This window comes from Solibacillus kalamii (assembly GCF_002174535.1).
GTDB lineage: Bacteria > Bacillota > Bacilli > Bacillales_A > Planococcaceae > Solibacillus > Solibacillus silvestris.
Map to the genome: position 1 here is coordinate 498027 of NZ_NHNT01000001.1, position 13373 is coordinate 511399.

A 13373-nucleotide genomic window follows, 5' to 3' on the forward strand; every position below is an offset into this window, starting at 1 on the left:
AAACAAAAAGTTCGAATAAAAAGCACCCAAATTCTTTGTAAGAAAATGGATGCTTGATTTTATAGGAATTTATTTCTTTGAAGAATTAGTTACTCGAGCTTCACCAAATCCGGAAAGCTGTAGCTGAAATCCTACGCCTATTGAAGCGTATAGCGTACCAACACTGTACCTGTGCGGGATTCTCCTACTAATTTCAAGAGTTTCGCGCCTTCCAGTTCTTTAGTGAAACGTACCGATTTTGACAGGAATTGCTCTTCTTCTTCTGTAAGCAATACATCACTTAAACCGATATCTGCTTTTCCGAAGTTCGAGTAAACCTGACCGTCCAGTGCCACTGTTTTCGGCACGTAAATTTCTACTGAACCTGCTAGAGCACGGGCCTTGATTTTATGCGCTTCCGCACTCGTTGTTGTAATGACAACATGTCCATTCATCGATTCAGCTTCTACTTCATTTAATTCACCATCTACATATATACGTCCATTCGCTGTGCCGATTTCCAAATCTTCACCTTTAATATGACGGGCTTCTACTGCACCATTGCTCGTTTGCAGTTCCGCATGATCAAATGTTGCATTTTCCAGACGGATTACCCCGTTATGTGTACGCGCTTTAACTAACTTTGCGTCAACCTGTTCGATTGAAACGCTACCTGTTAATAGTTTTGCGATTACTACGTCATAATGTTTCTCTGGAATAGCTACTTGTACTTTCACTTGTGCAAATTTATTTGTAGACTGGATAAATAATTTGTCATTTGTCAGCTTCGACATATTTTCCGTTGCCTGTGCAATCGTTTCTTCTTCTGTACCTTTTAACGGTGTTTTCCCTGTCACATTTACAGTAACTAATTCATCCGCTGCGCGTACGATATCGATTTTACCATTGGCGATTTCCAGCTCTACCCCTTTAACATCTGCTGCAGGGTAAGCATACGTTTTAGTAAACTCAACTTTTTCTCCAAACGGTGTATCAATATCAAGTTCTTTAAACTTGGATAATGCTGCGCCGACCAATCCTGTCATGCGTGTGCTGAATTGCGATAAATCCTGTTTAATATCGCCCATGAACTCGTCCATCTTTTTATTGAATTCTTTATCGTTAAATGACTTGCCGAAAATATCTTCAAATCCTGTTGTTTTACGTTTTTCTTTTTGCTCTTCAAAAACCGGTTCTGCCTTATGCGGCTCTTCCCCAAACTTTTCTTCAAAAAGCGGTTGCTCGACTGGTGCTGCTTGTGATGGAGTGGATTCCTTTTCCGACGACAATTTTTCCAGTAATACAATTGCCTCTTCTGCCGTAATTGTACCGCTTTCAACTAATTTTAAAATGCGTTTACGTTCTTCTTGCATAAAAAAATTCCTCCCTCTGCTTCGTATATAGTTATTATACGAGGAGGGAGGACGAAAAGTTTCGTTTGCGCTCTTAGTTTTTCAATCTATTTATTTTGCGCTTCTCTAATTCTTGATTCCATACGTTCACGGTCACGTTCCAAAATCGGTTTTAAGTAGCGTCCTGTATAACTTTCCTTCACTTCGGCTATTTTCTCCGGTGTACCTGTCGCTAAAATTGTACCGCCACCTTCGCCACCTTCAGGACCTAAATCAATAATATGGTCGGCTGTTTTGATAACATCGAGATTATGCTCAATCACAAGCACGGTCTCACCGTTTTCGACTAAGCGCTGCAGGACAATCAGCAAACGGGAAATATCATCGGCATGCAAACCGGTTGTTGGTTCATCCAAAATATAAAATGACTTACCGGTTGAACGACGGTGCAATTCCGACGCCAATTTCACACGCTGTGCTTCACCGCCAGATAATGTAGTTGCAGGCTGACCAAGTTTCACATATCCAAGACCAACATCGACAATCGTTTGCAGTTTCCGCTGGATTTTTGGCAAGTTCCCGAAAAACTCCAACGCATCTTCTACCGTCATTTCCAAAATATCGGAAATATTTTTATCTTTATATTTTACTTCAAGTGTTTCGCGGTTATAACGCTTCCCGTGACAAACTTCACACGGTACATAAACATCCGGTAAAAAGTGCATTTCGATTTTAATAATGCCATCTCCGCGGCAAGCTTCACAACGTCCGCCTTTTACGTTGAACGAAAAACGTCCTTTTTTATAGCCCCGCACTTTCGCCTCATTCGTCATAGCAAATACATCGCGAATATCATCAAATACGCCAATATACGTTGCAGGGTTAGAACGTGGTGTACGTCCGATTGGCGATTGGTCCACATCAATTACTTTTTCAAGTTGTTCTAAACCTTCTATTGTTTTATGCTTGCCCGGTTTTACTTTTGCCCGGTTCAGTTTTGATGCGAGCGATTTATATAAAATCTCATTCACTAATGTCGATTTACCAGAACCGGACACACCTGTAACGGCGATGAACTGACCTAGCGGGATATCGACACTGACATTTTTCAAGTTATTTTCAGATGCGCCTTTAATCTTTATTTTCCGGCCATCTGATTTACGGCGCTCAAGAGGCAGTGGGATAAATTTCTTCCCGCTCAAATATTGGCCGGTAATCGACTCTTTGTTTTTCATGACTTGCTTCGGTGTCCCTTGTGCAATGACTTGACCGCCATGTACACCGGCACCCGGACCGATGTCGATTAAGTGATCCGCTGCCATCATCGTATCTTCATCATGTTCGACGATAATTAACGTATTACCGAGGTCACGCATATTTACAAGTGTATTAATTAACCGGTCATTATCACGTTGGTGGAGCCCGATTGACGGCTCATCCAAAATGTAAAGTACACCTGTTAAACGGGAGCCGATTTGAGTGGCCAGTCGAATACGCTGTGCTTCCCCGCCGGATAATGTTCCAGCAGATCGTGCAAGTGTTAAGTAATTTAATCCGACATCCAATAAGAACTTCAGTCGTTCAATCACCTCACGAATAATTAAATTCGCAATCTGGCGTTCTTTTTCTGTTAATTCTACTGAACTAAAGAACTCATACATTTCCTGAATGGAGTGGCGTGTCGCTTCTGAAATGTTCTGGTCTTTAATTTTCACTGCGAGTGTTTCCTTTTTCAGACGGTGCCCTTTACAAGTCGCACAAGGCTGTTCGGTCATGTACTTTTGCATCGACTCACGTACATAATCTGAAGAGGAATCTTTAAAGCGTCGTTCGATATTTGCGATGACGCCTTCAAATTCGATATTTTTCTTATGCATACTGCCATAATCATTTGTATATTCAAATAGAATTTTCTCTTTTCCAGAACCGTATAAAATTTTATCCATTTTCTCCTTAGGAATATCTTTTACCGGTACATCCATTGGAATGTTGTAATGTTTGCATACGGATGCCAAAAGCTGCGGGTAATAGTTGGAAGATACGGATTCCCATGGTGCTATCGCATTTTCAAGCAATGTTAAATCCCAATTGTGAATGACTAAGTCGATATCAGCCTTTGCTTTACTTCCAAGCCCATCACATGTAGGGCAAGCTCCGAACGGACTGTTGAACGAAAACATGCGCGGCTCAAGTTCACCAATCGAAAATCCGCATATTGGACATGCATGATGCTCACTGAATAACAGCTCCTCATGATCGATCACATCGACTAGAACACGTCCATCCGCAATTCTGAGCGCTGCTTCTAGGGAATCGCTTAAACGCGTTTCATTGCCCTCTTTTACGACAACACGGTCCACGACTACTTCAATTGTATGTTTTTTGTTTTTATCCAACTCAATATTATCATCGAGATCACGCAGTTCCCCATTTATACGGATACGAACAAAGCCTTGTTTTTTCAAGTCTTCAAGCAGCTTCACGTGCGTTCCTTTTTTGCCTTCAATAACAGGGGCAAGCAGCTGCATTTTCGTGCGCTCCGGATATTCCATCAGGCGGTCAACCATTTGTTCAACTGTCTGCGATGTAATTTCAATCCCATGTGTCGGGCAATACGGTTTTCCGATACGCGCAAAAAGCAGTCGCAAGTAGTCGTAAATTTCTGTTACTGTTCCGACTGTTGAGCGCGGGTTACGGCTCGTTGTCTTCTGGTCAATCGAAATCGCTGGTGACAGTCCTTCAATTGTATCGACATCCGGCTTGTCCATTTGTCCTAAAAATTGTCGTGCATATGCAGACAATGATTCGACATAACGACGCTGCCCTTCCGCATAAATCGTATCAAATGCCAGTGAAGATTTACCGGAACCTGAAAGCCCTGTCACAACGACAATTTTATCGCGTGGAATTGTGACATCAATATTTTTTAAATTATGCGCTCGTGCACCTTGTACGACAATTTCTGTATTTTTCACATTGTTCACCCTTCTGCTTTCAATTCAAATATCATGTCACGTAATTCAGCCGCGCGTTCAAAGTCCAGCGCTTTTGCGGCTTCTTTCATTTCAACTTGCAATGTTGCAACAAACTTCTCCAGCTCTTTTTTCGTCAGCTTTTTACCGCCTGTCACTTTTGTAATATATGTTTCTTCCTGTTCCGCAGCTTGTGTGGCGCGGATAATATCAGGAATTTTTTTAATGATTGTTTTCGGTGTAATACCATGTTCTTCATTGTAAGCCATTTGGGTCTCACGACGGCGCTTTGTTTCACTGATCGCCTTTGTCATTGAATCCGTCATATTATTGGCATACATAATGACATGACCGTTCGAGTTACGCGCAGCACGTCCGATAGTTTGAATAAGCGAACGTTCCGAACGGAGGAACCCTTCCTTGTCCGCATCCAAAATTGCGACAAGAGATACTTCGGGAATATCAAGACCTTCCCTTAATAAGTTAATACCGATCAGCACATCATACGTCCCTTTACGAAGTTCCCGGATAATTTCGATCCGTTCCAGAGTTTTGATTTCCGAGTGCAAGTATTCGACTTTCAAGCCCATTTCTTTTAAATAGCTCGACAAATCTTCGGACATTTTCTTCGTCAATGTCGTGACGAGTGTCCGTTCATTACGACGGATTCGCTCATGAATTTCATCGATCAGATCATCAATTTGCCCTTCAATCGGACGGATATCAATCGTCGGATCAAGCAGCCCTGTCGGACGAATAATCTGTTCCACCATGTCCGGTGTATGCTCTAGTTCGTATGGACCTGGTGTTGCCGATACATAAATTGCCTGGCTCACTTTCGACTGAAACTCGTCAAACATGAGCGGACGGTTATCGAGTGCGGACGGCAGACGGAATCCATGCTCGACCAATACTCCTTTACGAGCCTGGTCTCCATTATACATACCACGTACTTGCGGTAATGTAACATGGCTTTCATCAACGACAAGCAAAAAGTCTTCCGGGAAGTAATCAAGTAATGTATACGGCGTCGCCCCTGCTTCACGCAATGTTAAATGGCGCGAATAGTTTTCGATACCTGAGCAGAAGCCCATTTCCTTCATCATTTCCAAATCGTAATTTGTCCGTTGCTCCAGGCGCTGCGCTTCCAGTAAACGGTCTTCCGAACGCAGGGCAGCAAGACGCTCCTCCAACTCTTTTTCGATATTTTCAATGGCAATTTTCATTTTCTCTTCGCGGGTAACGAAGTGGGATGCCGGGAAAATGGCTACGTGCTGACGATCTCCTAAAATTTCGCCCGTCAATGCATCCACTTCCCGAATCCGATCAACTTCATCTCCGAAAAACTCGATTCGGATACAGTGTTCATCGCGTGATGCCGGGAAAATTTCGACAACATCCCCGCGCACTCGGAACGTACCGCGTGTAAAGTTGATATCATTTCGTTCATATTGAATGTCCACTAGTTTCCGCAAGAGCTGATTGCGCTCGATTTCCATCCCTGTTCGAATGGAAACGACCATTTCACGATATTCTTCCGGATTACCGAGACCGTAAATACATGAAACGGACGCGATAATAATGACGTCTTTCCGTTCAAACAAAGCCGTCGTTGCCGAGTGGCGCAATTTATCGATTTCTTCATTAATACTTGAATCCTTTTCAATGTACGTATCGGTTTGCGGTACATACGCTTCCGGCTGGAAATAGTCATAGTAGCTGACGAAATATTCAACCGCATTGTCGGGAAAAAATTCTTTAAACTCACTATATAATTGGCCGGCCAGTGTTTTATTGTGTGCCATCACAAGCGTCGGCTTATTCACTTCTTTAATTACATTGGAAATCGTAAATGTTTTACCCGTACCTGTCGCCCCAAGTAATGTCTGGTGACGCTTGCCTTCTTTAACTCCCTGTACGAGCTGTTTAATCGCTTCCGGCTGATCCCCGGCAGGCTGATAGGCGGACTTTATTGTAAAAGTTTCTGTCATATTTAGATTGTCCTTTCTGTCACTTATGGTATCTTCTATTTTAACATACCCGTTTTTAATTTACGATAAAATTGCGAACGTACATTCGAATTTAGTGTGGCGATAGCGTTTTAGATGCGCGTTGTTTGTTTTATTAGAAATTTTGTGGTGGATATTAGAAAAGTACGGTGACTTATTTGAAGATTTGAGCCGGTTATTTGAAAATCCCGAGCACTTATTAGAATAATTATCCTTTTTATTAGAAAATAACCAATTTATTAGAACTATTTTTATTTTATTAGAATCTTTCCATCATATATTAGAAAACAACCAGAGCCCCGATTTTGCCCATAAAAAAAACCACCTGGAATAGGGTGGCTTTTACGAAACAGTTTCCAATAACTCTTTTAACTCTGTAGTATAGCTGTAAAATGCTTGTTCGTTCTTTTGATCTAACGATGTATCGATAAGTAACTTTAATTGTTCAATACGTTGCATCCGCTGCAACCGACTAATAAATAAATCTAAATAAATTTCATTCAATAGCTTCTCTGCATGATGTTCAGTGGACTGCTGACTAACCGCTTTTAAAAAGTCTGTATACGAATAATATTTATCCATCGATATCACCTCGACCTCTTTTACCCATTATAAGTTAAAAATCATACAATTTGCAATATATTCTGAAAAATTATCATATGACAGAATTTTCTAAATATAATGTTGATTTTTAGCACTTTATGCAGTAGTTTAGATGTATAGTGAAAATTTAAGCGATTAAAAAAGTAGGAAAGATAGGGGATGCAAAATGATCAGTAATTTAACACGAAATTCCAATTACATTATTTCTAATTCCACCTTTTGTTTGACGTCCTATCAGCATCGAGATAAAATTCACACTACTATATTGGACAAGTACGGCAAATCTACCTCTCCGTATAAGCCTCTAAAAATTATTCGCGATACATGTCGTCTGCATGGAAGTTCCTATGATGCTAGCAAATATCAGGCGAGGGGATTTTTCGGAGAGAATAAACATAAATTGCCGATCATGGTAGCCTATGATTTCGGGGACCCGTGCATTTTATTCCCGCTGTTTTCGCCGTATTCATCTCAAAATATTTGGATATCCTTGAATCCTATTATTAATATTAGTGAAGACGGGGATAAAACGCTCGTAACTTTTGTGGATAATACTGAAATTAGTCTGGACATCAATATGAAATCATTCAACCAGCAATATGTACGCGCTGCTATGTACTATAAATATCTGCTTTTACAGCGCAATAGTATCTTATAAGAGCATCAGTTTTTTTTAAAATATTCAGCAAGAAGTAACTCACTTTGATTACGAAGGCGAATATTCGAATATCTTCTACACTCCATGACTCCCCCAAAGTAAAAATGATACTCGGTAAACAAATCATCCGTTTTGCCTCTCACTAAGCGCATCTGATGAAGTTTAAAATAGTCCTTCGTTTCTTTTAAGTCATGCTCTATTTTGATACGTACAGCATCGATTAATTGCAAATAGGGATTTTTAAATTTGAACGGACTTTGCTCCACTATTGAGTAATCCTTCCCAAGAATAATTAACAGCAACGGCAAATAAATCCCTGCCTCATAATACGGAATCGTTTTAGAAGGAATTTGCAGCATACGAATACCTCCAATTAATAAGAACGTTTGTTCGTATATGTATTTTCACATATTTTTTTATATTTGACAAGTGGAAAATGAATACCTAGCTTAAATTTCACTAAAAAAACCGTGCCTTACTAAGGCACGGTTTTATTTTATTGGATGTGAAAGGTATTAGGTATTAATATGAGATTTTTGATCGTAAATAAGCCGTAATGAAAATGTCGAGATCGCCGTCCATTACAGCGCCTACATTTCCTGTTTCGGCGCTTGTACGGTGATCTTTTACCATTGAATACGGATGGAACACATATGAACGAATTTGCGAGCCCCAGCCGATTTCTTTTTGCTCACCGCGAATTTCATCCAGCTGTGCCTGCTGCTTTTCAATTTCCAGCTGATACAGCTTTGATTTCAGCATTTTCATTGCCGCATCACGGTTTTTAATTTGTGAACGTTCTGACTGACATTGTACAACGACACCTGTTGGAAGATGGGTAATACGTACAGCTGAGTCTGTCGTGTTAATATGCTGACCACCGGCACCAGTTGCGCGATACGTATCGACTTTTAAATCTTCAGTTCGTATATCGATTTCGATTTCGTCATTGAACTCTGGCATAACATCACATGATACGAACGATGTATGACGGCGGCCTGATGAATCGAACGGTGAAATACGCACTAGACGGTGAACCCCTTTTTCCGCTTTTAAATAGCCGTACGCATTATGGCCCGAAATTTGAAGTGTAACCGATTTGATACCTGCTTCATCACCTGGCAAATAGTCGATTGTCGTTACTTTAAAGCCGCGCTTCTCTGCCCAGCGTGTGTACATACGTAATAGCATCGAGCCCCAGTCCTGTGACTCTGTACCACCTGCACCTGGATGTAGTTCCAAAATGGCGTTGTTTTTATCGTATGGTTCTGATAGCAGCATTTGCAGTTCGAATTCTTCCATTTTTGTTTGGAATTCGGCTAGTTCTTTGCCTAGTTCTTCCTGCAATTCTTCGTCTGGTTCTTCGCGTAACAGTTCAAGCGTCATTTCGAGATTTTCCTGTGTATCGACTAACTCATTAAATTCATTGACAACTGCTTTAATGCCGTTGCTTTCGTTAATAATTGCCTGTGCACCGTTCTGGTCATTCCAAAACTCGGGTTCAAGCATAAGTTCATCTAGTTCCTGGATTCGTGCCTCTTTGTTTTCTAAGTCAAAGAGACCCCCTGAAGTCCGCTAGTTTTGTAGCTGTATTTTCGAGTGCATTGCGCACATCTGCTAATTCCATCATATATTTTCCTCCGTAGTTGGGTGATAAAGTAAAGGCTTGTGTATCCCGTTGTTTTCCGTTCCGGGCGAATGCTTTCCGCGGGCACGGCTCGAGCCTGTAGTCTCGAGCGTCGTGCTGTTCCCGCAGGAGTCCTCGCCCTCCACTCCAATCAACTAGTTTCACACTAAACACCAAGTATTCACTTACAACACTATTTAATAAATATAATTTAGTAAAAAACAAACCGGGTCATTGAGCATAGTTTCAATGACCTCGGTTTTTATTGCTTTTATTGGCCTACGCCGTGGCATGATTTGTATTTTTTGCCGCTTCCGCATGGGCATGGGTCGTTGCGTCCGATGTTTTCGGCTTTGCGTGTTGGTAGTTTTTTCGGTTTTGCTGCGCCTTCTTCTTTCGGGTTAACAGCTTGGCCTTTTGCTACTTCTTCACGTTGCAGGTTGCTACGGATTTCCGCTTTTAATGCGTACTTCGCCACATCTTCACGTACTGCTGCAACCATGTCTTCGAACATTGCGAAACCTTCTTGCTGGTATTCGCGTAATGGATCGTTTTGACCGTAAGCTCGTAAGTGAATCCCTTGACGTAACTGGTCCATTGCATCAATATGGTCAATCCATTTCGAGTCGATTGAACGAAGTAAAATAACCTTTTCAAATTCACGCATACGCTCCGGTGTCATCGCTTCTTCTTTTTCATCATAGCGCGCTGTCACTTTTTCAGAGATGAACGCAATCATTTCTTCAGGAGATTTATTTTCCAGTTGCTCTTTCGTAATATCGCCCTCATCTAAAAGGTTTGCTGCGATATAGTCTTCAAGTGCATCCAGTGTCCAGTTTTCCTTCTCGCCTTGTGTATGAAGGGCCACTTGATTTTCGATTGCCTGAGAAATCATTGACTCCACTAACGCACGCATATTTTCCGAATCCAATACTTCTTCACGCTCTTTATAAATCACTTCACGTTGCTGACGAAGTACATCATCGTATTGTAATAGACGTTTACGTGCATCGAAGTTATTCCCTTCAACACGTTTTTGTGCTGATTCTACCGCTTTTGATACCATACCTGATTGGATTGGCTGTGTATCGTCCATACCAAGTCTTGTCATCATTGACTTCATTTTATCTGAACCGAATCGACGCATTAACTCATCCTCTAAAGAAAGATAGAATTGCGTTACCCCCGGGTTCCCTTGACGACCAGAACGACCACGAAGCTGATTATCGATACGGCGTGATTCATGACGTTCCGTACCAATTACCGCTAAACCGCCAACTTCAAGTACACCTTCACCCGGTTTAATGTCCGTACCACGACCAGCCATGTTCGTCGCGATTGTAACCGCACCTTTTTGACCGGCATTTAAAATAATTTCCGCTTCACGCTCATGGTTTTTCGCATTTAACACGTTATGCGGAATTTTAAATTTCGTTAAATATTTTGAAATAATTTCCGATGTTTCGATTGCAACCGTACCAACCAGTACCGGTTGACCTATACGGTGACGCTCTGCAATATCTTCTGCAACCGCTTTGAACTTACCTTCCATCGTTGCGAAAATAAGGTCAGGACGGTCATCACGCGCAATCGGCTTGTTCGTAGGAATCGCTACTACCTGCATATTGTAGATGTTGCGGAATTCCTCTTCCTCTGTTTTCGCTGTACCTGTCATACCAGACAGTTTCTCGTACATACGGAAATAGTTTTGGAATGTAACGGTCGCCATTGTCATCGATTCATTTTGAATCTCGAGACCTTCTTTCGCTTCAATCGCCTGGTGTAAACCATCCGAATAGCGACGACCTTTCATTAGACGACCAGTAAAGCCGTCAACGATTACAACTTCCCCATCCTGCACAACATAGTCGACATCTTTATGCATGGATGCATGTGCTTTTAAGCTTTGGTTGATTGCATGGTTTAAGCGGACATGTGTTAAATCGAATAAGTTGTCGATCCCAAATGCACGCTCCGCCTTCTCGATCCCTTGCTCCGTCAGCGTTACGCCTTTTGTTGATTCTTCATAGTTGTAGTCTTCATCCTGCTTTAACATACGGGCAAATGCATTTGACTGTACATAAAGCTGTGCTGATTTCCCTGCTTGTCCGGAAATGATTAACGGTGTACGCGCCTCATCGATTAAAATCGAGTCAACCTCATCGATTACCGCATAATAAAGCGGACGCTGTACACGGTCTTCTTTGTAAAGCACCATGTTGTCACGTAAATAGTCGAAACCAAGCTCATTGTTCGTCGAATATGTAATATCCGCAGCATAAGCTTCGCGCTTCTCATCTTTAGACAGGCTATTCAGGTTCAGACCGACCGTTAAGCCTAACCAATTATATAACTCTCCCATTTCAGTCGCGTCACGGCTTGCTAAATATTCGTTGACCGTCACGACATGAACACCTTTACCAGTAAGCGCATTTAAATAAACGGACATTGTCGACGTTAACGTTTTACCTTCACCGGTTTTCATCTCCGCGATATTTCCTTCATTTAATGCAGCCGCCCCCATAATCTGAACGCGGAACGGGAACATGCCAAGAACACGGCGAGAAGCTTCACGAATTGTAGCAAATGCTTCAGGCAATAATGAGTCCACTGTTTCACCATTTTGGAAACGGTTTTTAAATTCTTCTGTTTTCGCTTTTAATGCATCATCAGAAAGGCTTTCAAACTGTCCAGCCAATGCTTCTACTTTATCTGCAATCTTTTCTAAACGCTTTACTTCTTTTTTATTGAAATCAAATAATTTATTTAATATGTTTGCCATCGAATTGGTCACTTCCCAATAAATAGTCTCAAAGTATATTTTAGCATTATATATACCGGTGGCGCAAATGGACTGTTGCAATGTGGGAAATTTAGGAACGCTTCAAGAAAAAACGGACTGCCCATATCAGGCAATCCGCTTGCAGCCAATCATTTAGTTTGTTTCGATTAAACCGTATTTACCGTCTTTACGTTTGTAAACGATGTTCGTGCCATCTGTTTCTGCATCTGTGAAAATGTAGAAATCATGGCCAAGCATGTTCATTTGTAAAACGGCTTCTTCCTGATCCATCGGTTTCAGATCAAATTGCTTCGTACGAACGATTGTATATTCATCTTCTGAAGATTCTGCGTTCGCTTCCATTTGGGATGTCACATTGGCGAAGTAAACACCTGTACCTTCGCGATCACGGAATTTACGATTAACTTTAGTTTTATGTTTACGAATTTGGCGCTCTAGCTTGTCGACAATTAAGTCAACTGCCGCATACATGTCATTATGACGCTCTTCTGCACGCAGTGTTAAATTTTTCATCGGAATCGTCACTTCTACTTTTGTTTGTTTATCATTATAAACCTTCAAATTGACGTTAGCGTTCGCGTTTAGATCTTCATTGAAATAGCGTTCTACCTTTTCAATTTTGTTCTCCACGTAATCACGAATCGCTGGAGTTACCTCAATATTTTCACCACGAATGTTAAACTTTAGCATGTGAACTCCTCCTTCATTACTGCTCTACTTATCTAATTCTACATACATCAATAAAATCCTGTTACGACTTGAAACTTTTTTCAAATTTCGACAAGTTGTCCTACATATTGATTAGAAAGACACCGCATCGTTATAAAATTCAATGGTAACCAACCAATTTACTTACGTCCGACTTCTTTTCTGCGACGTACTTTCAATTCACTGACGATTAGTTCTTCAATACCGGGCTGATTTTCGAAGATCAAACCATATTGAAACTTATCGCCGTACTTTTTCTTCCATACGATGTCTCCAATGGCCTTAATCAATACCTCGTCTAAAATGAATTCCAGTTCCAACTGCATCAGGTTATTATTATTTTCACCAATTTCCCGAGAAGAAAACATTTTCATGCCATGCGGGCTCACATCGATGATTTCACACGGGTATTTTACTACTTCTAATTGTTCCTGTTTTCCATTGATCAATTCAGTGAAATTTGCTTCGATTGGGATCCCAAAAGTAAAGCGAAATCCTTCTGTGCGTTTAAACGCCATAACTGTTCCCCCTAGCCATTCAGTGCTACAATTTATATACCCACATTATGATGCAATACACGATTAAATGTCTATGTGCTTAATTGCTATTTTAAGGAGAATTTGTGACTTCAAACTCATGACTAATGAACCTGAATTTTCCCC

10 protein-coding genes are annotated in these 13373 nt (G+C 41.1%); 1 reads left to right on the forward strand and 9 read right to left on the reverse strand.

The window, feature by feature from the left end:
• Nucleotides 1-137: 137 nt before the first annotated feature.
• The 4 genes from CBM15_RS02415 to CBM15_RS02430 form a co-directional block, all read right to left on the reverse strand.
• Nucleotides 138-1352, reverse strand: a complete 1215-nt coding sequence (locus CBM15_RS02415; protein ID WP_087615589.1) for a DUF4097 family beta strand repeat-containing protein — start codon at nucleotides 1350-1352, stop codon at nucleotides 138-140.
• 86 nt (nucleotides 1353-1438) lie between these two features.
• Complete coding sequence (uvrA, locus tag CBM15_RS02420) at nucleotides 1439-4306, reverse strand: excinuclease ABC subunit UvrA (RefSeq protein ID WP_087615590.1); 2868 nt, start codon at nucleotides 4304-4306, stop codon at nucleotides 1439-1441.
• 5 nt (nucleotides 4307-4311) lie between these two features.
• Nucleotides 4312-6294: an excinuclease ABC subunit UvrB gene (gene uvrB / locus CBM15_RS02425; RefSeq protein ID WP_087615591.1), complete on the reverse strand. Its 1983-nt coding sequence runs from the start codon at nucleotides 6292-6294 to the stop codon at nucleotides 4312-4314.
• A 360-nt stretch (nucleotides 6295-6654) separates the two neighbouring features.
• Nucleotides 6655-6894, reverse strand: coding sequence for an IDEAL domain-containing protein (locus CBM15_RS02430; protein WP_008407312.1), 240 nt, complete (start codon nucleotides 6892-6894; stop codon nucleotides 6655-6657).
• Between the two features lie 187 nt (nucleotides 6895-7081).
• Here CBM15_RS02430 and CBM15_RS02435 point away from each other — a divergent pair, with 187 nt between their 5' ends.
• Nucleotides 7082-7573 (forward strand): competence protein ComK, encoded by a 492-nt coding sequence (locus CBM15_RS02435; RefSeq protein WP_087615592.1) that lies wholly within the window; start codon nucleotides 7082-7084, stop codon nucleotides 7571-7573.
• Between the two features lie 5 nt (nucleotides 7574-7578).
• Here CBM15_RS02435 and CBM15_RS02440 read toward each other — a convergent pair whose 3' ends face one another.
• The 5 genes from CBM15_RS02440 to CBM15_RS02460 form a co-directional block, all read right to left on the reverse strand.
• Nucleotides 7579-7932: a YhjD family protein gene (locus CBM15_RS02440; RefSeq protein ID WP_008407316.1), complete on the reverse strand. Its 354-nt coding sequence runs from the start codon at nucleotides 7930-7932 to the stop codon at nucleotides 7579-7581.
• A gap of 163 nt (nucleotides 7933-8095) precedes the next feature.
• A protein-coding gene (gene prfB / locus CBM15_RS02445) for a peptide chain release factor 2 (protein ID WP_140405549.1) occupies nucleotides 8096-9200 on the reverse strand; the annotation gives its coding sequence in 2 pieces (ribosomal slippage) (nucleotides 8096-9127 and nucleotides 9129-9200; 1104 coding nt in all).
• A gap of 271 nt (nucleotides 9201-9471) precedes the next feature.
• Entirely contained in the window at nucleotides 9472-11982 is a 2511-nt protein-coding gene (secA, locus tag CBM15_RS02450) for a preprotein translocase subunit SecA (RefSeq protein ID WP_087615593.1), read from the reverse strand.
• 153 nt (nucleotides 11983-12135) lie between these two features.
• Nucleotides 12136-12693 carry a ribosome hibernation-promoting factor, HPF/YfiA family gene (gene hpf / locus CBM15_RS02455; protein ID WP_008407321.1) on the reverse strand — a complete coding sequence of 186 codons (558 nt, stop codon included), beginning with the start codon at nucleotides 12691-12693 and terminating at the stop codon, nucleotides 12136-12138.
• 158 nt (nucleotides 12694-12851) lie between these two features.
• Nucleotides 12852-13229, reverse strand: a complete 378-nt coding sequence (locus tag CBM15_RS02460) for a PilZ domain-containing protein (protein ID WP_087615594.1) — start codon at nucleotides 13227-13229, stop codon at nucleotides 12852-12854.
• Nucleotides 13230-13373 lie beyond the last annotated feature (144 nt).